The organism is Odoribacter splanchnicus DSM 20712, from assembly GCF_000190535.1.
GTDB classification, from domain to species: Bacteria; Bacteroidota; Bacteroidia; order Bacteroidales; family Marinifilaceae; genus Odoribacter; species Odoribacter splanchnicus.
Genome location: NC_015160.1, coordinates 986,065 through 1,010,660 on the forward strand (window position 1 = coordinate 986,065; position 24,596 = coordinate 1,010,660).

Sequence of the window (24,596 nt, forward strand, 5' to 3'; positions counted from 1 at the left end):
ATTTTTTATACCCCTATCGCAAACAGAAGCAGGCATTAACTCAAATTTCAATCGTACTTTCGGAACTATTTTTTCAAAAACCAAAAAAAGATTACTATTTTTGGAAAAATGTGTTAACCAAATTTCCAGCTTATGAACAAAATATTTTTAAGTGTACTCCTGCTCCTGCCGGCTTTGTTTCCGGTTCAGGGACAAAGTTGGCGGGCTTTGCAACAACAAGCCCAAAAGCGAGGGGAGCTGGCTTCTGCCAGACAAATCATCCTATTGGACAGTACCGCCGTTTCTGTAGCTCCCAGCGGGACAGGTACCTTTACGATCAACAAGGTTATTCTGGTGCAGAACCGGTCGGGAGCTTTGGCTAACCGGGTACTGAAATACGATTACGATCCCCTGACTGCTTTTGCCGAATTTCATCGGGTGAATATTTACAAAGCAAACGGAGAAGTTCGTCCGGTAGATGTCGGTAAAACACTGGATTATACGGCTCCGGCACGGATGATCTATTGGGGAGCCCGGCAAATCATGCTGGAACTGGGCCGGCTTGACCCAGGAGATATCATCGAATACGAAATACATAAAAAAGGGTTCACCTATGCCCTGCTGACCGATCAACCGGACGAAGAACGGTTCGTTCCTCCTATGCGGGGACAATTTTATGATATTGTTCCTTTCTGGTGTGACGACCCGACCATGCGCAAGGTATATTCCGTTACTCTCCCCCGGGAGAAAGAGATGCAATTCCAATTCTACCAAGGCGAATGTGCTTCTTCTATGCGTTATGAAAACGATCGTAAAGTTTATACTTTTGCCAAAAATAATATGATGCCCGTACGTCGTGAACCCAATATGGTCGATCTGTACGATGCCGCTCCCAAATTAATGATGTCCTCCACGCCACATTGGAAAGATAAATCCCTTTGGTTTCATAAAACCAACGAAGATTACGGCAGCTTCGCCCCTCTCCCCGAAGCCCGGCAAAAAGTGAATGAGCTCATCCGGGGCAAGAAAACCGAAATGGAAAAAATCGCCGTATTAACCCACTGGGTTGCCGATAATATCCGCTATGCCGGAATCACGATGGGAAAAGGAGAAGGGTTTACCCTGCACAATACGAAAATGAATTATACAGACCGTTGCGGTGTATGTAAAGACATTGCCGGCAGTCTGATTTCATTTCTGCGAATGGCAGGTTTCGAAGCCTATCCGGCCATGACTATGGCCGGAAGTCGGGTGGAAAGTATACCCGCCGACCATTTCAACCATTGTGTTGCAGTGGTAAAATTAAGCAACGGTACCTATATGCCTTTAGACCCGACCTGGGTGCCCTTCTGCCGGGAACTTTGGAGCAGTGCCGAACAACAGCAAAACTACCTCCCCGGTGTACCGGAAGGTTCGGATCTTTGTATTACGCCTGTTTCCGCTCCCGAAAACCATTATTTTCGCATCAAAGCCAATAATAAACTGGACAAAAACGGTAAACTAACCGGACAATTCACCCTCACAGCCGAAGGCCAATCCGACCTGAATATACGCCGGATATTCACTACCGGCTGGCAAAGCGACTGGAAAAATTCGATGGAAAGCCAATTGCTGAGTATTTCTCCCAAAGCCAAACTATTGAAAGTAGACTGGAGTAAAAATCCCAAAGACTATCAGGCAGCCCCGATCAAAATCACATTCTGGTATGAAATTCCCGATTATGCAATCATCGGCAACGACGAAATGGCGCTGGTTCCTTTGACTATGCACGGACTTTACGACCAGGTTCGCTCATACCTCCGGATCGACACAGATATTCCGGAACGTCAGTATGGATTTAAAGACGGCTGTTCCCGTTTGGTGGAACTGGACGAGACGATTCAGTTACCTCAGGGATATCGTCTGGTGCAATCCGTCGAAGATAACCGGAAGAGCCCGGCAGCCGATTTTGAAGGCTATATCCGGCAAGAAAACAATAAAATCGATATACACCAAAAACTGGCCTTGAAAAAAAGAGTATATGAAGCCGGGGATTGGAACGGTTTCCGTACTGCCGTAAATGCTCACAAAGCTTTTGGCAATCACCTGATTATTAATAAATAAATCCGATCAGATCCGATATGAAAACAAATACTATAAAAAACCTGTTTTTCTGGATATTCCTCCTTTTCTCCGGTTCTTTGTCAGCCATCCCTTCCGAAGCGGAATTCCGGAAATTAGCAGAAACCTGGACTTTACATCAGGACGGTAGCCAGGAATATCGTTATTACAAAGAGCTGACCCTCTTTACCCATACAGCGATGAACTCTACTTATGGCCAGACTTTTATCACTTATAATCCCGATTTTCAGGAATTAAAGATACATAGTGCCTACGTAAAACAAAAGGATGGAACGACGATCCAAACTCCGGACAATGCCTTTGTCGAAGTATTGCCTGCCGGTGCAGCGGATGCTCCGGCCTATAATCGGTTGAAAGAAATGGTCATCGTACATACAGGACTTGAATTAGGAGCTACGATCTATCTGGATTATTCGGTTATTTCCAAGGCAGGGTATCTCCCGGCAATCGATGTATGCAAACCATTAGAAGAAAGTTCACCGATAAAGGAATACAGCCTGACCTTCAATTTACCGGCCTCCGTTATTCCGCATTATGCCCTTCTTCAGCTAAAAGCGCAACCCCAAAAATCGCAACGACAAGACAGGCAGCAACTGAAATGGACATTCCGCAATCTACCGGCCCGATCGAGAGAACAGGGTACCGGTTTACAGAACGGTGATCTGGCCGGAATTCTGTTTACCACTTATCCCACAGCTGCACAGGCTTTACAAAACCTTTACCGGCAATTCGATCCGGCTCCCACCCCACAGATACAGGAGTTAGTACAACTCATAACCGAGGGATGTCAGTCGAATTCAGAAAAAATAACCCGTATCCAACAATATATTCAAACGGAGCTGAGCGATTGTCCGCTCTCCCTCTCTGAAACCGGTTTCCGATTCCGTCCTTCGGCCGAAGTGATCCGGACAGCTTATGGAACTGGTATAGAAAAGGTTAATTTGATGACCAACTTATTACGGGTTGCCGGAATAAAGGCAGTACCTGCAGCCGCTTATTCCATCCCTTCGGAAACAGACAACTGCGGTCTGAATGCAATCCGGGAATTTGTCATATTAGCCGAGGCTGACGGACGACCTTATCGGTTGAGCGTCCAAAATGCCGATCCGGCTGCAACAGACTGCACTTTCCTTGTCGATTTAGCCGAAGGGAAGAAATCGCTTCCTGATCCCCCTATCGCTTCGATCGGTTATCAGGCTTCGATCGTCATCACTCCCCAACAAGAAGCCGATATGGACATCAAAGCTACCCTCAATAATCTATTGATTCCCTATACTTCCAACTACGCCGGTACCTTACTACCCGGTATTCGGGAATATACTGTCACTCCGGGTGAAAAAACGACGACTATTTCCGGTAAAGGAAAAGCGGGATTGAAGCAGGAAGAAAATTATTACTTTTTTTATCTTCCTGTCTGTTATAAAGGAATAACGGGAAAATCCTATGCCTATTACAACACTTCCCGGTCAAAGAATTTATATTTACCGGCTTCGGTAGACGAAAATTATTCTTATGATATCCAGCTTCCTGAAAATCTGACTCTTTGTACACCGATTCAAGAAAAGAAAATCGATAACCCTATCGGTAGTTTCAAAATAACGCTGACTTCCGAAGGTTCTAGTCTCCACATCGAGCTAGCCCTTCAAATCAAAAAGCAACTCATAACGCCGGCCGAATATCCGGCTTTCCGTTCTTTGATAACGGAATGGACCGACCGGACCCGTAAACCGATACTTTTCAAAACGGTACAATAAATACGAAACGCCCCAAAGCCGAGGCCTGAGTTCTAAATGACACTGAACTCAGGCCTTTGCGTTTTTACAAAAGTTGAAAGAACGACCAAGGTTACAACGGTTAGGCCCAACTTCTGCTACTGTTGTAACCGTTGTGACTATTAAACGGTCTTCCGGCACAAAACCCGGCATCTTCCGTCAGCACTACAGGACCATTGCACAATATCATCTTATAGTTTCCACCCTGAGATACTTTCTTGGATATTCCACAAATGAGAATAAAGTCCTTCTTGTCGGATAAGTTCATCATGCGTTCCTTCTTCCTTTATCTGTCCATTATCTAAGACGATTATCCGGTCTGCTTTCTTGATGGTTTTGAGTCTATGGGCAATGGCTATGACTGTACGGCCTTTGATAAGCGTGCCGATGGCTTTCTGTATCTCCACTTCATTTTCAGGGTCAAGCGAGGCGGTCGCTTCGTCCAGCAAAATGATTTGTGCGTCTTTCAGCATAGCACGTGCGATGGATATACGTTGCTTTTCCCCACCAGAAAGTGTACAACCACCTTCGCCTACCATCGTGTCGTATCCCTGCGGCAAGCGCATTATGAAATCGTGGCAACAGGCTTTCTTGGCGGCAGCGATGATTTCTTCATCCATTGCATCGGTTTTACCGAAGCGGATATTGTTGCGTATCGTATCCTGAAACAGACAGACATCTTGAAAAACCATAGAGATGTGGCTCATCAGGCTTTCAGGTGCTATTTCATCCATCGGAACACCGTTGAAAAAGAGGTGTCCTTGCTGTGGATCGTAGAAACGGGCACAAAGCTTCATCACCGTGCTTTTCCCACAGTACCATCATCGTCAGTCCGGCACGAACTAACGTGATACTCAACAGGACGAACGGCCCTAATAAGGCCTCCTGACGGATACAGGCCCGGCGAAGTTCAGCAAAGGCATCACGCAGCCGGATGAAGCGGTCGCCCAACAGATTGTAGGCTTTCATTACCCGGATGCCTTGCAGGTATTCTTCCAATCGGTTCCCGGCATTGATTTTCGCTTGGATTTGCCTGCCACTTAATTTTTTCTGTGCGCTTGTGCTTGCCCACAGAACGAGCAGGGCGAGCGGCAAGGCGGCAAACATACTGACCGCCATCCTCCAATCTATCCAGACCAACGAAACAAAAGCCAGCACAGGCATAACCACAGCCCCCATCAATTGAGGCAAGTGGTGCGAAATTCCGGTTTCTGCCAACATGAAGTCCGTAATGAGCATGGAAGACAAATCGCCGGGGTCACGTCTGGACAAAAAACCCAATGAAAGTTTCCGCAGGTGTTCCGCCAATGCCAAACGCCCCAAAGCACTCATTTCGTATGCTCCCCTGAAATTGGCTCGGTAAGAAGCCCGTTCCGCCAAAGACATGACCAGCATATAAACAGCCATTATACCGAATATGTACCACAGGCGAGTTGTGTCAAGCGGCTGTCCGCTCCCGTCAAACGCGCCGAAAATAATACGTACCGCTTCAATGGAAAGGCAGAACGGCACGATGTTAACCAGATTGGTAAGCATGGTATAGCCCACGGGCTTGTAAAGCCGTTCCGTATGGCCTATTGTAATATTATCGATTGCATCCATATCTTAAATCCTTTCATTTATGTGCTATAATATGTATCCACGATAAGCCAAAGGTGTGTGAAAGCAATTCATTCCCCGTAAAATCATCCGTCCCCAAAATCCCTGCGGGACAACTTATGTTTTGTAAAATTCTGCTCAATAAGTTCTTTTCTTTCATGATTCTTCTCTGTTTTTTCAATTTTTGTTCAACGTCCACTGGTAAGCATTCGTATAGGCATCCCACATATTCTTATAAACCCCTTCTGCGGTCGACAACACATCATGTATCCCACATTGTACAATACGCCCTTCCTTCATGACGACTATCTGATGGGCGGAAACAATGGAGGAAAGGCGATGGGCTATCACAATAACCGTCTTGTTCTTTATCAACGATTGTAAAGCCATCTGCATTTTGTGTTCGTTCTCCGGATCGGCAAAAGCAGTGGCTTCGTCCAACACTAATATCGGTGCATTCTTCAATATGGCACGTGCCACACATATCCGTTGTGCTTCACCACCGGAGAGAAACACGCCTTTGTCACCAATCCTTGTTTCGTAACCTTGTGGCAGTTTCTCAATGAAGTCATGACATTGGGCGGCCTTGGCTGCGGCTATAACCTTTTCTTTAGTGGCAACAGGAGAACCGACGGTTATGTTCTCATACAGGGTGTCATAAAACAAAAAGGTGTCTTGGAATACGAATGACACCATGTCCATCAGTTTAGCCGTGGCAATCCGGCGGATGTCCACGCCACCTATGCATATTTCCCCTTGTTCCACATCCCCAAAACGGGGTATCAAGTTGGCTATTGTTGATTTGCCACTCCCGGAAGGGCCTACAAGAGCAGTAATTTTCCCTTGTGGTGCGATAAAACTGACATCATGCAGGGCTTTCGTCCGTGTTCCTTGCTCTGTATTTTCATAAGAGAACGACACATGGCGGAATTCCACACCGTAAGCGGCAGGCACCTGCGGATGCTCCGGTTCCGGCACAGGTTTCTTTTCCAATATACAGTTGATGCGGCTTACCCCTTCGTTGATGTCGCGCGTGTTGCCTCCCAAAAACGTCAGCTTATAGACTGGCGAAGTCATGCCAGGTCCCATGATGATGAAAAATAGCCACACCGCCGCCAACGAAAGCGACTGCGGATTGGCTTGTATCAACAAAATACCCATAGGAAGAATGAACGTCACCAGTGAATTGAGCAGGACGGTAAAAGCTATCATCCCGTTCTGGTATGTGTCGCAACACTTCAAGGCAAAGATCTTGTAGGCCTGAATCTCGGCGTTGAACTGACGAAACGAGCGGACACTCTGTCCGAAAATCTTCACCACGGGCATTCCCCGCACATATTGCACAGCGGATGCACTCATCTTTTCCTGCACGTCGTAATAGGTGGCCATGAACTCCTTTGCCCTTTTCCCCATAAAATTGGAGAATTGCAGGAACAGGCTGAGCACCACGACAACCAGACACACCAAGGCCAGCCACACATCCAGCGAGAAGAAAACAGCGAGCATCACTGCCACTGTAGCCACCACATTCACCAAATCCGGGATAGTGTGGGCGATAAAACCTTCTATCTTCTCGACATTCTGTTCCATCGTTTTTTTGATGGCTCCGGTGGAAGTGTTGCTCAGATACCCCAGCGGGAGTTTACCGATATGTTCGGACAGACGGACGCGCAAGCCGTACAGGATACGGAAAGCAGCGACATGGGAGGACATCAGGGCAGCATACAGCAATACCAGTCCGCCAACCAGTCCGCCGAATGCCGTCCATCCCCACCGTATCACGGCTTCCCCGTCTGCACCAGGAGGATTTCCGCCGTGCGACAACAGTTCTTTCAAGATTTCATAGATGGCCCAATAGGGCACAAGCATACATACTGCACTACCGGCAGACAGTAAGCCTGCCAATACAAGCAGCCCTTTCTTTTGCCCTGCAATCTCGAACAGGCAGGACAATCCTTCTTTTTTCTTAGCTTTCATAATGGATTTAAATCATTTTTACGTAAAGCAAGCAAACAGGCTTTCTCATCCCTTCAGGATTCTATAGCCCAACAACGAGCTGAACCGGTAGCACAGCCGGGTCAGCCGTCCCAGTATCTGTCCGAAGAAGAAACCCCAGCGCGGGCGGAAGAACTTCATGTAATTGGCTTGTTCGATGAGTTGCAAGGCAGGTTCCCATTGCTCTACCCGGTGGCCGTCATTTATGCCTGAACGGATTTGCGCCTCGTGTTTGCGGAGCGAATCAGGTTTCACACCGTGCCGGCTCATCATCGTGCCACATACGTCGAACCACAGTTCGCCCCCTCCGAAACGGCTTACCACGGCGTGCAGGAAAGACCTCACCTGCTTCTCGTAAAAGTACATCAGCACGCCTTCCACGATGAAGATGAACTCTGCATCGGGGTGTCGCCGGAGCAAATCGTCCATCCAACCGGTTTCCAACAAAGACGCTGCGATATAAGCATTACCCGGCTGTTCGGGTATCAGTTCACGGCGCAACGCGATGACTTCCGGTAAGTCCATATCGTAGAAAACGGCTTTCCCGCCACCGATACGCTGGAAGCGGGTATCCAGCCCACAGCCCACGTTCACGACCACCGGACGGGCATGTGTCCCGATGAACCGCCGCACGGCACGGTCGAAATACCATCCACGCACCACGCAGCCTACCTCACTCAGCTTTGCTCCATCGAAGCGGGAATAGTCGTATTCCAGACTGTCTGCCAGACACTCAGCCGCCTTGTCGTTCAGAATGGGACGTTCCCGGCGGCTCTCCTTTGCCCGCATGTATAGCGGAATGAGCAGTGTTTCCGCCACAATGCTCTTAAACTCGTGTTTCTGTTTCATATTTTTTATTATTTAATAGTGAACGATATTCAGAATTGTTCATAAAAAAAGGAGGAAACCTCCGTAAAGCTTTCCTCCTTCCCAGCCGTTGTGATATGGCCGGTTGTCCGTATGTACGTTTTCTGTCTCTCATATCTTGATGATTGCCCTCCAGCCTTGGATTTCAAATAAGATGTAATCGTGCAGGATGGCTTCCATTTCTTGTTTGGGTACTGAATGCATCAGCAATTCCTCAAACATGGTGAACATCCATACCGTATGCAGGTGGATGATGAAATCGGACACCGTCGTATTGATTTCAGGGTATTTCCGCTGCATGGATGCGAACCATGCCTTGACCAATTCCGTGGAGCGGTCGGTGTAGCTTTCACGAAAATGTTCCAACAAAGAGCCTTGTGCGCGAAACAACAGAATCTCCAGCAGGGTACGATGCTCGTCAATAAGCGAAACATATTCGTCTATACAGGCTTTCAGATACTTTTCCGACTTCATCCTCATCACATCTTCACCCCGTATACCGTGATGCTCCTGTAACATTGCCTCCAGTGCATGCATCACCGGACGAACCACCTCGCCAAACAGTTCATCCTTGCCCGTAAAGTAGTTGTAGATGTTTCCCACGCCAACACCTGCCAACTCGGCTATTTCGCGCATGGAAGTTTTGGAATAACCTTTCTGCCCGAATTGCAGTTTGGCAACCGCCAAAATACGCCCCCGTATGTCTTCTTTCAGCACTTGCATTAATAATGAACGATGTTTCTGTCTTTATTTTTGTAAAAGTACAGGGCTTGAAATTACCCGGCAATACCTATTTTTAGGGATTTTATCTTACATTGTACATCTGTTTACGACGGGTACTTTACAGACATCATAAATCGTTTTCCGCTACCATTTGTCCGCCGTTTTGCTTATAGTAAAAATAAATGTCAAACTTAAATTTACAGGAAGACAGTGATATACATATCTACACTTATTTATCATTCTCGCAGTGTTTTTATCAATTGTTTATAAGAACTTTATTTACGTTTATTCTTTTCGAATATGGCATCGTTTCACCATAACCCATTCGTAATAGTATTGTAGGGTATTCCCCGGCTAAACCGAGGGATTCAGCCATTTTTACAGATAATTCCCGTACTTCATTCGGTTGATTAAAGTAAGAATGAATAATGTTCAGTTCAGTAGATTTTAGCAGGAAACGTTGCAGGTTTCGTCCGAGATCAATCCATTCGGGAATATTATCGTTTTGCGTTGTAAATAAAACCAAATGTGAAGCGGATGCGATTTTCTTGTTATCCCCTTTTACCTGCGACCATTCATTTACAGCTTGGCCAATAATAGACTTTGAAATAAACCTGGGTAGATTAGGGGCACCGAAAACAAGGTAGCTTAAACCGTCATTTGTTTTTTCGCTGTGTTTCCTATTAAAACGCATCCATTCTTTCAATTCCTTTTTAAATGCTTTGTCCTGCATTTGAATCCGATTGCCCTGTTCGATATAATTCCTTATGGCATCGAATTCAGGAGTTCCATGTTTGTAAAAACGAATATTGATATTTTCATCATTTATAACTTCTCTTAATTCAGCAATATTTTCTTCCGGTATTTGTTTTCCGTTGTATATACTACGATTTGTTTGTCTTAACGGAATTTGCTGAAATAACGAATTATATCCAGAGGTATCCGGAGAGGAGAGGTAAACAGTTATAATCCCCGTCTTCGTTAATTCAACATCATAATCATAACCTTTTTCTAAAGCGGTTATACAAAGGTTTTCCAAAGCGCATCCCAAGCTGATAAACAATTCTCGGTTATCAAAATCAACAACAGGCAACGCCCTGTCAAAATTAGGATGTATTTCGATGCTATTTTCGTTGATCCTGAAAAGCCACGGTTGGGTGTTATGCCCTGACGGTGCTTTAATGGCATACTCTACCATAAACAGGAAATCGGGATTTTGAGCATGTATATTTATATTTCCTAAAACCATGATTACTAAACTTATTATATTTTTTATATATCATATCCATTTATCAACAATCAAATTAATTCCTTTTTCTAACTGTTCCCAACTATCATCGGTCTTAAAATCGTAACCATTATAAACTTTTCCGACATCCCCGAACATTGCTAAATAGGTAATAGAACTACTAATCATTGTTGCCAAAAATTGAATTTGAGAAAAAGGAACACCGGAAATACGACTAATAAATTCAATCAATTTAATCCCGTTTTCCTCTCGCTTCCGCCTTATTTGTTCTACTATCGGATTATTGACAGACAATTCCCAACGGTATAGGCGTATCAGCATTTTATCCTCCCTTAACTGCCGAATTTGTTCCCGGAACATATCTTTAACAAATGCGTTTAGTTCATTCTTCCCGGGAATCTCTGTCGGAATATTTACCCAATAATCTCGCTGCATGATATATTGGGCTATCAAATCTTCCAATGATCCGAAATAGCGGTATATCAACATCTTTGATACTCCGGCCCTTTGTGCTACGGCATTTACCCCTAAAGACTCAAGTCCGCTTTCCTCTATGATTTCACCGACTGCCGTAAGCAAACGCTTTTCTGTAGTTTCCCTGTCTTTTTCTATTTTCATTTTCTTACTGTTTTTATATATGTTACCGTTCAGTCACAAATATATGTTACTCCATAGTAACACACAAGTGGTTTTCAATTTTTTTATCGAAGAAATATTAATTGGACTAAAACACGGCAGCGGTTAGGCTTAATTTCTGAAACTTTTGCAACCATTGCAACTATTAACCGGAAAAGTAGCTCGCATCAACTTTTCTACTTCAGAATCGTTACATGATAAGAAAATTCAATTTCAAATTGAAAGTAAATCAAATTGAATTCAAAAACATTATTATTCAATCTGTTAAACTTTATTGCAAAGTTAACTGGGAACAAGAATTGTTTTATTTTTACAGTCAAAAATAGATCTGATATGCACCATTCAAACCATAGAATCGGTTTTAAATCCAAATTCGGGGCTATAGCAGCTTTAGCAGGTTCGGCAGTCGGTTTAGGAAATATCTGGAAATTTCCCTATGTGGCAGGTACAAACGGCGGAGGAGCTTTTTTACTCGTCTATATATTCTTTACCATAGCCATAGGCTTACCGGTGATGTTGGCCGAATTTTCTTTAGGACGTCGTTCCCAACAAAATGCACTCGGTACTTTCCGCGTATTGGCACCGGGCACGAAGTGGTTTTTGTTCGGTCTCCTCTCGATTATTGCAGCCACTCTGATCCTTTCATTTTATGGAACGGTTTCCGGCTGGACGCTCGAATATGTGTGGTTGTCGATAAGTAACTCCTTTCACGGGCAAAGTGCAGAAGATATAAATTCCATTTTCACCAATTTCATTTCCCATCCTTACAAAGCACTTCTTTGGCATATCGGTTTTATGTTCCTTACCGGAGCGATTATCATGGGAGGGGTGCAAAAAGGGATAGAAAGGTATTCCAAACTGATGATGCCCCTACTGTTTATCATCATTATTGCGTTGAGTATTAATTCTATGACTTTAAGCGGTTCGGCAGAAGGCTTGAGATTCTTATTCTTTCCCAAACTGTCCGAGCTCACCGCCGATAGTATTTTATCCGCTTTAGGTCAGGCTTTTTTCTCACTTTCTGTGGGGATGGGTATTCTGCTGACTTATGCTTCTTATATTCCTAAAAACGACAATCTGACCGGTATCTCCCTGAAAGTAATTATCACCGATACCCTGGTTGCCATTTTAGCGGGTATCGCTATTCTGCCGGCCGTATTTTCTTTTCATATCGATCCACAAGCCGGTCCGGGATTGGTTTTCCTGACTCTCCCTAAAGTATTTCAGGGACTGCCTGCAGGTGAAATTTGGGCGATCCTTTTTTTCATCCTGCTCACTTTCGCCGCCCTGACTTCCGCCATATCTTTACTGGAAGTGCCGGTAGCCTATCTTGTTGAAGAAAAGAAACTGAAACGCCCCTGGGCTACGGTAATCGCCACGCTGGTCATCACTTGTATCGGTAGTTTCAATACTCTCTCATTCGGACCCCTCCGCCATGTACAAATTTTCGGAATGAGCCTTTTCGATGCCTGTGATTATCTGTGTTCGAATATATTACTTCCTTTGGGAGGTATTCTGATTTGTATCTTCGCCGGATGGTACCTGGATAAAAGCATCCTCTACAGTGAAATCAGCAACAACGGCAGTTTGAAAACCCGCTTCTTCCGGCTCTATACTTTTATTCTCAAATATATAGCCCCTATCTGTATATTCCTGATCCTCCTGAACGTACTGGGAATCATTTAAAAAGTAAAAGGCTATAAGCTAAAAGCTATAGGCTATAAGCTAAAAGCTAAAGGCTATAAGCTAAAAGCTATAGGCAGTTCGAAATATATGCTTATAGCCTTTAGCCTTTAGCTTATAGCCTTTAGCCTTTTACCTTTTTCAACTCTTCCCGCAGAAATTTACCGGTCTCCGATTTTTTGCATTCAGCTACCTCTTCGGGTGTACCTGTAGCCACGATCTTTCCTCCTTCTTTCCCCCCTCCAGGTCCCATGTCGATCAGATAATCGGCCACTTTAATAACATCGAGGTTATGCTCGATAACGATGACAGAATTTCCTTTATTCACCAGTTTCTGTATAACCTCCAACAGTATATTGATATCCTCGAAATGCAATCCCGTAGTCGGTTCGTCGAGAATATAAAGTGTCTTTCCGGTATCTTTCTTTGCCAGTTCAGCCGCCAACTTGATTCGTTGTGATTCTCCACCGCTCAAAGTCGTACATTGCTGGCCCAGTTTCACATAGCCTAATCCCACATCCTGAAGCACCTTCAGCTTTTGTTGCAAGAAAGAGACATTTTCGAAAAACTCGACTGCCTGATTGATCGTCATATTCAGCACATCGCCGATCGATTTTCCGCGATACCTCACTTCCAGGGTCTCTTTATTATATCTCTTTCCATCGCAAGCTTCACAATGCACATACACATCCGGCAGGAAATTCATCTCTATCGTCTTCACTCCGGCTCCCTTACACTCTTCACAACGTCCGCCGGGAATATTGAATGAAAAACGTCCGGCTCCATATCCGCGAATCTGAGCTTCCGGCAACTTCTCGAAAATCTTACGTATATCGGTAAAGATACCGGTATAGGTCGCCGGATTCGAACGGGGGGTACGGCCCAAAGGACTTTGATCCACCACCACTACTTTATCGATATGTTCGATTCCCCCGATAGCTTTATAAGGAAGAGGCGAGGTAATCGCGCGATAGAACTTTTCGGTCAGGATCGGATGCAAAGTCCCGTTGATCAACGACGACTTGCCACTTCCACTGACTCCCGTCACACATACCAACATCCCTAAAGGAATGCTTACATCTACTTTTTTCAGGTTATTCCCCGTACATCCTTTCAAGGTCAGGAATTTTCCGTTTCCTTCCCTTCTTTTTTCGGGTATCTGTATTTTTTTGGTACCATTCAGATATTGAGCTGTCAGACTATCGCTCTTTTTAATATCGTCGATCGTACCGATAGCGGTAACTTCTCCCCCTTTCCTACCGGCTTTTGGGCCCATATCGACAATATAATCCGCACTTTCCATCATCTCCCGGTCATGTTCCACTACGATCACCGAATTTCCATTATCCCTCAATTGTTGCAGGGAATGGATCAGCCGCCGGTTGTCTTTTTGGTGCAAGCCGATACTCGGTTCATCCAGAATATACAACACATTTACCAACTGTGAACCGATTTGAGTAGCCAAACGTATCCGCTGCGATTCCCCGCCGGACAAAGTCATAGATTGACGATTCAAAGACAAGTATTCCAAGCCCACATCCAAAAGGAACTTCAACCGGGTACGGATTTCTTTAAATATCTCTCCGGCAATCTGCCGTTGTTTGTCTTCGAGCTGTGCTTCGGTGGTACATACCCATTCATACAAATCGCTCAGTTCCATAGAAGCCAGTTCAGCAATATTTTTACCGGCAATCCGGAAATTCAAAGCTTCCTGATTCAGGCGCTGCCCGTTACATACGTCACATTTTACAACCGAAATAAACTGTTCGGCCCATTTATTCGCTTTTTTCGAAGTGCTATTCTCCTCCTGCATAGTGACATACTTGATAATACCTTCGAAATTATAAAGCGAATTGGAAGAGACACCCAAAGCTGTATTCTCTAACCGGATTTGTCCGGGATAACCATACAGGATATCCGTCAAAGCCTCTTCCGAAAGCTCCCGGATCGGAGTATGCAATTCATAGCCATGTTTTTTCAACACCGTCTCTATTTGCCAAAAAAGAATGCTATTTTTATATTTTCCCAGCGGTTCGATCCCTCCTTCATAAATCGAAAGCGCATTATTAGGAATGACCTTATCGATATCGGCCGCATTCACATACCCCAACCCTTTACATTTGGGACAAGCTCCGTGAGGGGAATTAAAAGAGAAAGAATGAGGAGCAGGATCCCGGTAAGAAATCCCGGTATCCGGACACATCAGATGCCGGCTATAGTATTTAATATCCCCACGATCCAACGGTTTAACCATCATCACCCCTTTACCGTTTTTCATGGCGGTAGCCACCGAGCTTTTCAGGCGTTTCAAATCGATATGGTCGACAATCATCTTATCGATCACAATCTCGATATCATGGATTTTATACCGATCCACACTCATACCGAGTCCGATTTCACGGATCTCCCCGTCTACCCGTGCCGAAATGAATCCTTTCTTCCGTAAATTTTCGAAAAGCTCTTTGTAATTTCCTTTCCGTCCTTTCACTACCGGTGCTAAAAGCAGAATCTTTTTTCCAGCGAAATCTTTCTGAATCAATTCGATGATCTTCTCATCCGTATATTTCACCATCCGGCTCCCTGTAACATAAGAATAAGCCTCGCCGGCACGTGCGAAAAGCAAACGCAAAAAGTCATAAACTTCGGTCGTCGTACCTACTGTCGAACGGGGATTCTTATTAGTCGTTTTTTGTTCGATAGAAATAACCGGACTCAATCCTGTAATTTTATCGACGTCCGGACGTTCCATCCCTCCCAGAAACTGACGGGCATAGGCCGAAAAAGTCTCCATATACCTACGCTGTCCTTCTGCATATATCGTATCGAAAGCCAGAGACGATTTCCCACTCCCGCTCAATCCGGTAATGACAGTCAGACTATTCCGCGGAATAGTCAAATCTATATTTTTCAGATTATGCTCACGTGCACCGTAAATGACAATCTGTCCCTCTTCTTCCTGAAATTCTTTCATTTTTTCAATCCTTACAAATAACTTGCAAAGTTAAGGAAAAAACAACAAACAGGAAATAAAAGGTTTTAAGTAAAAGGTAAATAAAATAAAAAAAGGGAGACATTTTCGTAGATTCTTTATATCGGAAAATAGTGGGATTAATGAAAAGATGTTATTATATGTGCGTGCGTCTGTGTGGTGTATATGTGCGTGGTGTATTATTCCCGTAGATCACTTTCCAAAATATAAAGAACTTTTCCGAAAATCAGCTTGTTGATAAGCTTCCTCTCCCTCGTGGTGTGTGCTAAATAATCTTAATCTAAATAACAGCTAAAATAAAATCATAAATTCAATCATCATTTACACCCTCTTCTACGGGCAAAACCAACCCGAGGTTACCATTTTTCGATTATTTTTGAAATAAAATATTCACCATTATCATATCATACGAATAATCAACCACTTATTTTTCTCTCTATTGTTCCAGTAAAAGGCAGGTATATTTTTTTCTTTCTATTCCGAGTTCGGTTTTTGTGTCATCAGAACAAGTCATCCTATCGGCAGACGGATACCTGGGTTACCCGGTCGGAACAGTTTTCTATAAGGTATTGATTTCTTAGTTGATTTATAATGTAAAGTTCCGGGAAATCATAATCAGACTCGAAATAAAAACCTATCTTTGTGAGGAAAAACACACGAACGGCATGCAAAGCCTATTGGTTATTCTGATTGTAATTACAGGTATAATTTTACCTACTCAAGTAAAAGGAGAAAGGGAAGATTATATTTTATTAATCAGTTCATACAATAGTAATTCAAGCTGGGCAAAAACGCTCGAGGCCTCATTCCGTCAAGAATTAAAAAAAAACGATTGCCCCTACCCGGTATATAGCGAATATTTAAATACCGATTTGTTTGCTTCACCGGAAATCTGGATTCAAAGTACCCGTTTCATTTTGAACAATCATCGGTTACATCCCCCCAAAATGGTTATCCTCATCGCGGATGCCGCCTGGATGGCCTATCGGTATACACGTCAGGACTCCTGGAAAAATGTAGATGTTCTACTAGTCGGAGTAAAAAAATATAGTTTAGACCTGAGTGAATACCTTCACCCTACCCGATTGTCTGCCCATAACTTTCAGCTTACCCAAGATTTATGCCGATCTTATAATGCCACCGGAATTACCGAAGATATATACATCCCGCAAAACATACAGCTCATGCAGGCTTTACGTCCTGATTTACAAGAAATCGCCGTTATCGGAGATTGCCAGTTTTTCGGGATTTATTCTACCCTTCTGGTAAAAAAATACCTTCAGGAATATCCTTCCGATCTGAAATTCACTTTTCTGGACGGCCGTTTCCTTTCGACCAACACGCTATATGAACGTTTGCAGCATCTTTCGCCGAATACCGGTATATTACTGACTGGCTGGATGCAGGATGCAGAGGGGTACTTATACGATCATGAAAAAGTACACCATAATATTTGCCAATTGGCTCCGACTCCCGTATTCTCTGTCACGGATTGGGGGAATAACAATATCGATTATATCGGAGGATATTATGCTGAAAGTTTCGATTACGGGGTTTTATTGTCGGAGCTGGCCCTCCGGGTTCTCGGCGGAGTACCGGCTAAAGCTATTCCCCTCCAGAGCAATACTCAATCCCTCGGTGTACATATCAATGAAACTCTATTGGAAGCCAATCATTTAAACATCGGCAATTGTAACACCTCCCGGCTCTATTTCTATAATCGGCCTCCGACCTTTTGGACTAAACACCGGACACTCCTGTTGTTGTGCGGTGGTAGCCTGGGGGGTGGTATTCTCATTTATCTGGTCATTTTCACTTCATTACGATTTGTTTTTTATCGGAAAAAATTGGACAAAACACAAAGTGAAATCGATACTTCCATGAATAACCAGGAACATTTATCCGCAGCCTTACGGGTTTTCCTGGAAGCTAAAAATGAAAAGGAGTCCGTGGAAAAAATTCTGCAAAGGATGTTGAAAGAACTGGAAGCAGACCGGGCTTATATTTTCGAGTTCGATATGCAACACAATACCAGCAAGAATACATATGAAATTTGTGCCGATACGGTCCCCCCTCAAATCGAATATCTTCAGCATATTCCCAACGAGGATATTCCGTGGTTGTATAGTCAGATGCAGGAAGATAAGCTATTGATCACCGAAGACCTGCGCGTGACACAAAAAATCAAATTTGAAAAAGAGCGCCACCTCCTGCTGGAGCAAGGAATTATCTCTATGTTCGTCGCCCCCCTTCATGTGAACAACCAATTGTGGGGATATGTCGGGGTCGACTACGTCCGGCAAGTCCGCCCTTGCAGCCAGCAAGATAAAATCTATTTGCAAACCCTGGCCCAAATTTTATGTATAGGCATCGAACATTTCCGCAGTGAAAAACGAAATACCCAATCCAAACGACGGGTAGCGGAACTCGAATCACTTTTCAGTTTTGCTTCGATCCAGGCCCATATCGGAGTAGCTCAATGGAACGTATCTACTCGCCAGGGATTTGCTACCGATCAGTGGTTTATCAATTTAGGAGAAACCACCCGGGATATCACACAAGTGATCGATACTTACCGATATATGCATCCGGAAGACCGGACAGCATTATTACAATTTATCGACGAAGCTGCTCAGGGGCAAGCCCATACTTTCGGCAGACATGTCCGCATCCGCCAGAACAACGAATGGCATTGGTATAAATATCATGCCTCTCTTCGTGATCCTCATGCTTCCGGCGAACAAGTCGAACTGGTCTTTCTGAGTGCAGATATCGATAATCTGAAAAAGATCGAAGCGAATTTGATTCAGGCAAAAGCCAAAGCAGAAGAATCGGATCGGTTGAAATCCGCTTTTATTGCCAATATGAGTCACGAAATCAGAACTCCGCTCAATGCCATTGTCGGTTTTTCAAATCTACTGGCCAGCGAAATGGACTTCAGCGAAGAAGATAAGGCCGAGTATACCCGGATTATCTCTGTCAACAACGACCTTTTGCTGCAACTGATCAACGACATTTTGGACATCTCCAAGATTGAAGCCGGTGTGATGGATTTTACGGAAAACACAGTGGAACTGAATCAATTTTTTCAGGAAATCGAATCCGTCTTTCAACTAAAAGCCAAAACCGGTATCGAAATTAAATTCATACCAGAACAGGCTGAAGAGTATGCAATCAAAATCGACCGTATACGCCTCAATCAGGTGATTTCTAATTTCCTGAACAATGCGTTGAAATTCACCCGACAAGGCCACATTTTTTTCGGCTACCGACTCCGGGAAAAAGATATTTACTTTTATGTAGAAGATACCGGAATCGGTATTCCGAAAGATCAACAAGCCAGTGTCTTCCGTCGCTTTGTCAAATTAAACAATTTCATCCAGGGAACAGGATTAGGCCTATCGATCTGTTCTACTATCATCGACAAATTCAACGGAAAAATCGGAGTAGAATCGGAACCGGAGAAAGGATCGACTTTCTGGTTCACGATTCCCAGGGATTAGGCCGGAAAACCACTGTTCCCAGTTAAAACAGTCAACCCCAATTTCTGATCTCCTTGAATTACAACAACTTTTGTAACCGTTGAACGGTACTCTTCGTTTAAAAGCTTTCAGTTTGTAAGTTATTTATGAAATCTTCTGCACCGAACACATAAAGTTTATACACTTTGATAAACTCAAAAACGAACATTTTTACTTGGTTTTCAACGACTTCTATAAGGAGAGCAGGTCAAAGTCGTAATCTTTTGAAAATTATTACTTTAAATTTCGGGAAAAATAATACCTTTACGCCGGAGATAGCTATTCTTTCAACCAATTTAAACGTTCCTTTTTTCAGTGAACTATATATTCCGGGGTACGTTTACATGAAAAAACAAATCTTATGCTTGAAACTTTACAGCAATTAGACCAACAGCTGTTGTTAACACTGAACGGCTTACATTCTCCCTATTGGGATAGTTTTATGTGGCTTTTTACCGGAAGATTTATCTGGATCCCGATGTACGCTACGATTCTCTATATACTCTGCAAAAATTTTAATGTATATGTAACTTTACTCACGGCCGTCGCCATTGCTTTAACCATCACCTATGCCGATCAGCTATGTGCCACCTGGATACGTCCCGCAGTCGAGCGTTTGCGTCCTTCGAATCTCAACAATCCTTTATCCGAATTTGTTCATATCGTAAACGGGAAACGGGGAGGCAGTTATGGGTTCCCTTCCTGTCATGCCTCCAATTCCTTCGGGTTAGCCTTCTTCCTGCTTTTTTTCTTCAGACAACGTTGGTTAAGTATTTTCATTCTATGTTGGGCCGTCCTGAATTGTTATACCCGCATCTATTTAGGTGTACATTACCCGGGCGACTTATTGGCAGGTATGTTCGTCGGGCTGAGTGGTGCGCTGATCTTCTATTATTTACTACGCTATACCCTTCGCCAAAAGAAAATCGCCGGATTATTGAAATACGACGAACACAACCGTTATCTGATCGAACACCCGAAAGAGATCGCCCATACCCGCCTCATGATCTATATCGGATTGATTACCACAGGAATCATAGCGATAATCTCCCCTCTGATCACCCTGCACCCATAAAATGATACAACCGTCCCATCGTCATAATGCCTGGTAGTAGGAAACAAAGGGACGGGGGTAATGTTTCACAAACACATCAGTCTCTCCACAGCAACGACAGGCTACTATCAGACGACGGCGCATAAAGGCTCGCTTCTGATAAAGCAATTTACCCGACTTAATTACGCTCTCTACATACAAACTGAAAATATTCGCCTGAAGAGGCATTTCAATTAAACGGACACCGCTATGCCCCGACTCTATCGCCTTATCCCACTCAGGAATCAATTCAACTGCAGGCAAGGCAGAGGATTTCATCGCTACCCGATCTGTAAAGCGTAAGGGAGCCAGATCGGTGGCAACACCATCCCGAGCCGTCATGATAATTCAATTCATACCGATGGCCAGGATATACACTATTGCCATCGTTACGTAATAAACACTCTATACCCGACATCTTAAAAAAGGAACCGTCCTTCCCGAGGTCCGGCATAAGCGACAGGTTCCCATTTCAAGTTATTGAATACACTCAAATACCCATAGGTAACGGATACCGGTTTGAGGGGTGTCACCGGGACATCTTTCACCCGGGTATAACAGGAAGTCACGTCCCGGTAAATATGTATATAACTGCCTTTCTTTTTTAGCTGTCGATAATATTTTTGAAAAAAAATAATATTTCCGACGCAACCAATCTCTAGTTGTTGCATCTTATAAATGAAAACAACAACAAAATATTCCATCATGGACAACAACTAAGTGGTATTAAACGGGAATAACCACATTTTTAATTCACAGTTTTAAGGGTTAGTTAGCGAAGAGCGCATAAGGATATGCGCTCTTTTTTTATGTATCTCCCGGCTTTTACGTTTTTCTTTTTTATTTTTGCAATCGAATACGATTTACTTTAGAAATGGAAAATACCAGAAGAAAACCGGAATGGTTGAAGATCAAATTGCCGATGGGACAGCTTTCTGTCGATGTACTGAACACAATCCGGGGGCATCATCTGAATACGATTTGTACAAGCGGGAGGTGTCCTAACCAGGGAGAGTGCTGGGGGTGCGGAACGGCTACTTTTATGATCGGGGGGAATATATGTACCCGGGCCTGTAAGTTTTGTAATGTGACGACAGGGCATCCTGCTCCTTTGGATCCTCAGGAACCTGAACATGTAGCCCGGTCGATTCGGTTACTCGGTTTGAAGCACGCAGTGATCACTTCGGTCGATCGGGACGATGTGGAGGATTTGGGTGCTTCGCATTGGGTAAAGGTGATCCGGGCTATCCGGAAAGAAAATCCGGATACGACGATGGAGGTATTGATTCCTGATTTCCAGGGACGGACGGATTTGGTACAGCAGGTTATCGATGCCGGACCTGAAGTGATATCGCATAATCTGGAGACGGTGAGACGTTTGTCCGATAGTGTCCGGAGTAGGGCAACTTATGAAGTTTCTTTGAAAGTGATCGGACAAATCGCTGCTAGTCAGTGTGTGGCTAAATCGGGAATTATGCTGGGGTTAGGTGAAACCAGGGAAGAGATTCTCGAGACCATGGATGATTTGAGAAATGTTGGATGTCAGGTCATGACGATCGGACAATATCTGCAACCTACGGCTAAAAATACCGAAGTTAAAGAATACATCCGGCCCGAAGTGTTTGAAGAGTATAAAGAGATCGGGCTCAGGAAAGGATTTACCTTTGTAGAAAGCGGCCCGTTGGTCAGATCCAGTTATCATGCGGAAAGACATATCAAAAAGTGAAAACCGGCAAGGGTATGGAAGAGAAGAAAAAGACGGTATTTGCAGATTTGGGACAAAAAGGATACCGGGAAGTCTGGGAATTGCAGGAACGGCTGCTGGAGAAAGTGAAAGCGGAGAAGGCAGGGAATAAAATTCCCGAAAACCACTTGCTTTTTGTAGAACACGACCCTGTTTATACTTTGGGAAAAAGCGGTAATGAAGCGAATATGCTGATCAGCGCGATACAGCTTCGGGCTAAGCATGCCGAATTTATAAAAGTCGACCGGGGAGGAGATATTACTTTTCACGGTCCTGGGCAACTGGTGGTTTATCCGGTGATCGATCTGGAGAGTTTCGGGTTAGGGGTAAAAGATTATGTAGACCGGCTGGAAGAGGTTGTGATCCGCACGATCGCCTCTTTCGGTATTCAGGGCTTCCGTTTGGCGGGAGCAACCGGAGTATGGCTCGAACCGGATACCCCCCGGGCCCGTAAAATTTGTGCCATCGGTGTGAAATGTTCCAGATATGTCACGATGCACGGTTTTGCCTTAAATGTGAATACCGATCTGAATTATTTCAATTATATCCATCCTTGCGGATTTGTCGACAAAGGAGTGACTTCCATGGAAAAGGAATTAGGACATCCGGTCGATTTATCTGAAATAAAAGTTATCCTCTTGCGTCATTTTTCCGAACTGACGGGAATGCATATCATCGAGTAAATCTTTTGCTGAAAGGGAGCATTTACCGTAAAGATTCCTTCACTGACCGGCGGAAGCGACCGGGTCACGGGAGACAAACAAGTACCAGAATAATTCTAGGTATAATTTTTTCTTTCTATTCCGATTCCGGGTTTTGTGCCGTCAGACCGGTTCGCCAGGACCGGTCCGGTAAGGCTTTCCTTCACTGACCGGCGGAACTCCTCACTGCGTTCGTCAGACACCACCGGTCGGGCGTTCGGAAACCCTAACCGGACACTCGTTCCTGCTCCAATGGTCTTCCGCCATAAAACCCTGCATCTCACGTTAACACGACCTGGCAAAGGAAGAATTAGAAAAATTTTATAGAATAAAATATCGGCTCACCTCTATCGGATTATGGATAGTTGGGTTACTTTACCGGAAAATATTTTTTCGTTGAAATTTATGGTTTTCAGGTCCGGTTTAGCTTGCCAGGCAGTGATGACGGGAGTCGAAGGTATTCGTGTTCGGGGACGCGGTCGCTTCTGTCGGTCATCTGGCTTTTTCTTTCACTGACCGACGGAACTCCTCGCAAGCTCGTCAGACACCACCGGTCGGACGTTCAGAAAAAGCAAGACAACACTCGACAGAGCTCCAATGGTCCCCGAACACGAATACCGAAGACGAACAAGGATCGGAATAATTCTACATTTTTAGGATAAACATATATAGAAAATCTGTAAGAAAAATAATTCCTACAGATTTTCCTATCGAAACCGGCTTATAATAAAAAACAGGTATGAACTCCATCGTAATATATAACGACCCAAACCTATTTTCCCAGCCGCTCTTCCACAAAGGCCCGCAATTTTTCCGCCCGGATGTTCTTGGCCAGAATCCGGTTATTCTCATCAAGTACCAGAATACACGGTACGGAATCTACATTGTACAACTTCACCACTTCGCTTTTCCAGCCTTTTAAGTCGGACACGTGTACCCACGGCATACCGTCCTTTTGGATCGCTTGCGTCCAGGCGGCTTTACGTTCGTCAAGCGATACACTAATCACAGCAAGGCCCTTGTCTTTAAAATCATCGTATAGTTTCACCATATTGGGATTCTCCATCCGGCAAGGTCCGCACCACGAAGCCCAGAAATCGATGATTTTCAATTTTCCTTTTACACTGTACAGCGATACCTGTCCGCCATCGGGTGTCGGCAAAGTGAAATCCGGAGCCTGGGCAGCTATATATTACAAGTAAATGTAGGAGAAAGGAAAAAGGAGAAGGGAGGTTTCCTTTCTCCATTCCCCGTTCCCCCTTCACCGTCTACTCTGAAAAAAACGGCACCATTGCCGGATTCCACATTCCTCACACTTCGGTTTCCGGGCCAGACAAACATAACGTCCGTGCAAAATCAGCCAATGATGAGCCGTCGACAAGATCTCCGCCGGAATATTTTTTACCAACTGTTTCTCAGTTTCCAAAGGCGTTTTTGTGTTATTCACCAACCCGATCCGGTTAGATACCCGGAAAACATGCGTATCCACAGGCATGGCCGGTTTGTGGAATGCCACTGCCATCACAACATTGGCCGTCTTACGCCCCACACCGGGAAGCGTTTGTAATAACTCCATATCCTCAGGCACTTTTCCCTGAAAATCCCTTTCCAGTTTTTGGGCCATTTCATGCAGATGCTTAGCTTTGTTATTCGGATAGGAAATTGATTTGATCAAATGATAGATATCCTCCACTGTCCCGGCAGCCATGGCCTTTGCATCGGGAAAGCGTTCGAATAAAGCCGGAGTCGTCATGTTCACCCGTTTGTCGGTACACTGGGCGGACAGAATCACCGCCACGATCAATTCGAAAGGGTCGTTATACTTCAATTCACTCTCGGCTACCGGCATTTTCCCGGCAAACCACCCCAATACGCCTTCATATCTCTCTTTTGTTGTCATATTTTATATTTTTATCCTTTCCAA

Annotated in this window: 17 protein-coding genes and 1 pseudogene; 7 read left to right on the forward strand and 11 right to left on the reverse strand. The window is 44.3% G+C overall.

Features of this window, described 5'->3' with window-relative positions:
- Positions 1–132: 132 nt before the first annotated feature.
- Both ODOSP_RS04180 and ODOSP_RS04185 read left to right on the forward strand, forming a co-directional pair.
- A complete protein-coding gene (locus ODOSP_RS04180) occupies positions 133–2,082 on the forward strand; it encodes a DUF3857 domain-containing protein (protein ID WP_013611143.1) in 1,950 nt (649 codons plus the stop codon).
- A 17-nt stretch (positions 2,083–2,099) separates the two neighbouring features.
- A complete protein-coding gene (locus tag ODOSP_RS04185; RefSeq protein WP_013611144.1) occupies positions 2,100–3,854 on the forward strand; it encodes a DUF3858 domain-containing protein in 1,755 nt (584 codons plus the stop codon).
- A 209-nt stretch (positions 3,855–4,063) separates the two neighbouring features.
- Here the strand turns inward: ODOSP_RS04185 and ODOSP_RS04190 are convergent.
- From ODOSP_RS04190 to ODOSP_RS04215, 6 genes and pseudogenes are all read right to left on the reverse strand, one after another.
- Positions 4,064–5,474, reverse strand: a pseudogene (locus tag ODOSP_RS04190) (ABC transporter ATP-binding protein).
- A gap of 174 nt (positions 5,475–5,648) precedes the next feature.
- Positions 5,649–7,448 (reverse strand): ABC transporter ATP-binding protein, encoded by a 1,800-nt coding sequence (locus ODOSP_RS04195; RefSeq protein ID WP_013611145.1) that lies wholly within the window; start codon positions 7,446–7,448, stop codon positions 5,649–5,651.
- 45 nt (positions 7,449–7,493) lie between these two features.
- Positions 7,494–8,315 carry a class I SAM-dependent methyltransferase gene (locus ODOSP_RS04200; protein WP_013611146.1) on the reverse strand — a complete coding sequence of 274 codons (822 nt, stop codon included), beginning with the start codon at positions 8,313–8,315 and terminating at the stop codon, positions 7,494–7,496.
- Positions 8,316–8,444: 129 nt separating this feature from the next.
- Positions 8,445–9,056, reverse strand: coding sequence for a TetR/AcrR family transcriptional regulator (locus tag ODOSP_RS04205; protein WP_013611147.1), 612 nt, complete (start codon positions 9,054–9,056; stop codon positions 8,445–8,447).
- 256 nt (positions 9,057–9,312) lie between these two features.
- On the reverse strand, positions 9,313–10,305 hold the full coding sequence (locus ODOSP_RS04210) for an Acg family FMN-binding oxidoreductase (RefSeq protein WP_013611148.1): 993 nt from the start codon (positions 10,303–10,305) through the stop codon (positions 9,313–9,315).
- Positions 10,306–10,335: 30 nt separating this feature from the next.
- Complete coding sequence (locus tag ODOSP_RS04215) at positions 10,336–10,923, reverse strand: TetR/AcrR family transcriptional regulator (RefSeq protein ID WP_013611149.1); 588 nt, start codon at positions 10,921–10,923, stop codon at positions 10,336–10,338.
- Between the two features lie 351 nt (positions 10,924–11,274).
- Between ODOSP_RS04215 and ODOSP_RS04220 the strand changes: the two genes are divergently transcribed.
- Positions 11,275–12,627 carry a sodium-dependent transporter gene (locus tag ODOSP_RS04220; protein ID WP_041556379.1) on the forward strand — a complete coding sequence of 451 codons (1,353 nt, stop codon included), beginning with the start codon at positions 11,275–11,277 and terminating at the stop codon, positions 12,625–12,627.
- A 121-nt stretch (positions 12,628–12,748) separates the two neighbouring features.
- Here the strand turns inward: ODOSP_RS04220 and uvrA are convergent, their stop codons facing one another.
- Positions 12,749–15,595, reverse strand: coding sequence for an excinuclease ABC subunit UvrA (gene uvrA / locus ODOSP_RS04225; RefSeq protein ID WP_013611151.1), 2,847 nt, complete (start codon positions 15,593–15,595; stop codon positions 12,749–12,751).
- A gap of 683 nt (positions 15,596–16,278) precedes the next feature.
- On the opposite strand from uvrA, the gene ODOSP_RS18660 reads away from it, so the two are divergent.
- Together ODOSP_RS18660 and ODOSP_RS04235 are read left to right on the forward strand one after the other, a co-directional pair.
- Positions 16,279–19,116 carry an ATP-binding protein gene (locus ODOSP_RS18660; RefSeq protein ID WP_013611152.1) on the forward strand — a complete coding sequence of 946 codons (2,838 nt, stop codon included), beginning with the start codon at positions 16,279–16,281 and terminating at the stop codon, positions 19,114–19,116.
- Between the two features lie 379 nt (positions 19,117–19,495).
- Entirely contained in the window at positions 19,496–20,209 is a 714-nt protein-coding gene (locus ODOSP_RS04235) for a phosphatase PAP2 family protein (RefSeq protein WP_013611153.1), read from the forward strand.
- A gap of 21 nt (positions 20,210–20,230) precedes the next feature.
- On the opposite strand, the gene ODOSP_RS04240 is transcribed toward ODOSP_RS04235, so the two are convergent.
- Entirely contained in the window at positions 20,231–20,569 is a 339-nt protein-coding gene (locus ODOSP_RS04240; protein WP_022159953.1) for a hypothetical protein, read from the reverse strand.
- Positions 20,570–20,646: 77 nt separating this feature from the next.
- Positions 20,647–20,934 carry a hypothetical protein gene (locus tag ODOSP_RS04245; protein WP_095074647.1) on the reverse strand — a complete coding sequence of 96 codons (288 nt, stop codon included), beginning with the start codon at positions 20,932–20,934 and terminating at the stop codon, positions 20,647–20,649.
- Positions 20,935–21,101: 167 nt separating this feature from the next.
- On the opposite strand from ODOSP_RS04245, the gene lipA reads away from it, so the two are divergent.
- Positions 21,102–21,953 (forward strand): lipoyl synthase, encoded by an 852-nt coding sequence (gene lipA, locus ODOSP_RS04250; RefSeq protein WP_013611154.1) that lies wholly within the window; start codon positions 21,102–21,104, stop codon positions 21,951–21,953.
- Positions 21,954–21,967: 14 nt separating this feature from the next.
- Positions 21,968–22,654: a lipoyl(octanoyl) transferase LipB gene (gene lipB, locus ODOSP_RS04255; protein ID WP_013611155.1), complete on the forward strand. Its 687-nt coding sequence runs from the start codon at positions 21,968–21,970 to the stop codon at positions 22,652–22,654.
- Between the two features lie 790 nt (positions 22,655–23,444).
- Here lipB and ODOSP_RS04265 read toward each other — a convergent pair.
- The gene (locus tag ODOSP_RS04265) at positions 23,445–23,861 is read right to left on the reverse strand and encodes a TlpA family protein disulfide reductase (RefSeq protein ID WP_083813716.1); all 417 of its coding nucleotides are present in this window, start codon (positions 23,859–23,861) and stop codon (positions 23,445–23,447) included.
- 72 nt (positions 23,862–23,933) lie between these two features.
- Positions 23,934–24,572 carry an endonuclease III gene (nth, locus tag ODOSP_RS04270; protein ID WP_013611156.1) on the reverse strand — a complete coding sequence of 213 codons (639 nt, stop codon included), beginning with the start codon at positions 24,570–24,572 and terminating at the stop codon, positions 23,934–23,936.
- Between the last annotated feature and the right edge of the window lie 24 nt (positions 24,573–24,596).

Coding starts and splice junctions, on each gene's coding strand:
- ODOSP_RS04180 (WP_013611143.1), top strand. CDS start 133: ATGAACAAAATATTTTTAAGTGTACTCCTGCTCCTGCCGGCTTTGTTT.
- uvrA (WP_013611151.1), bottom strand. CDS start 15,595: ATGAAAGAATTTCAGGAAGAAGAGGGACAGATTGTCATTTACGGTGCA.
- ODOSP_RS04240 (WP_022159953.1), bottom strand. CDS start 20,569: ATGACGGCTCGGGATGGTGTTGCCACCGATCTGGCTCCCTTACGCTTT.
- ODOSP_RS04245 (WP_095074647.1), bottom strand. CDS start 20,934: ATGATGGAATATTTTGTTGTTGTTTTCATTTATAAGATGCAACAACTA.
- lipA (WP_013611154.1), top strand. CDS start 21,102: ATGGAAAATACCAGAAGAAAACCGGAATGGTTGAAGATCAAATTGCCG.
- ODOSP_RS18660 (WP_013611152.1), top strand. CDS start 16,279: ATGCAAAGCCTATTGGTTATTCTGATTGTAATTACAGGTATAATTTTA.
- ODOSP_RS04235 (WP_013611153.1), top strand. CDS start 19,496: ATGCTTGAAACTTTACAGCAATTAGACCAACAGCTGTTGTTAACACTG.
- ODOSP_RS04220 (WP_041556379.1), top strand. CDS start 11,275: ATGCACCATTCAAACCATAGAATCGGTTTTAAATCCAAATTCGGGGCT.
- ODOSP_RS04205 (WP_013611147.1), bottom strand. CDS start 9,056: ATGCAAGTGCTGAAAGAAGACATACGGGGGCGTATTTTGGCGGTTGCC.
- ODOSP_RS04215 (WP_013611149.1), bottom strand. CDS start 10,923: ATGAAAATAGAAAAAGACAGGGAAACTACAGAAAAGCGTTTGCTTACG.
- nth (WP_013611156.1), bottom strand. CDS start 24,572: ATGACAACAAAAGAGAGATATGAAGGCGTATTGGGGTGGTTTGCCGGG.
- ODOSP_RS04200 (WP_013611146.1), bottom strand. CDS start 8,315: ATGAAACAGAAACACGAGTTTAAGAGCATTGTGGCGGAAACACTGCTC.
- lipB (WP_013611155.1), top strand. CDS start 21,968: ATGGAAGAGAAGAAAAAGACGGTATTTGCAGATTTGGGACAAAAAGGA.
- ODOSP_RS04210 (WP_013611148.1), bottom strand. CDS start 10,305: ATGGTTTTAGGAAATATAAATATACATGCTCAAAATCCCGATTTCCTG.
- ODOSP_RS04195 (WP_013611145.1), bottom strand. CDS start 7,448: ATGAAAGCTAAGAAAAAAGAAGGATTGTCCTGCCTGTTCGAGATTGCA.
- ODOSP_RS04185 (WP_013611144.1), top strand. CDS start 2,100: ATGAAAACAAATACTATAAAAAACCTGTTTTTCTGGATATTCCTCCTT.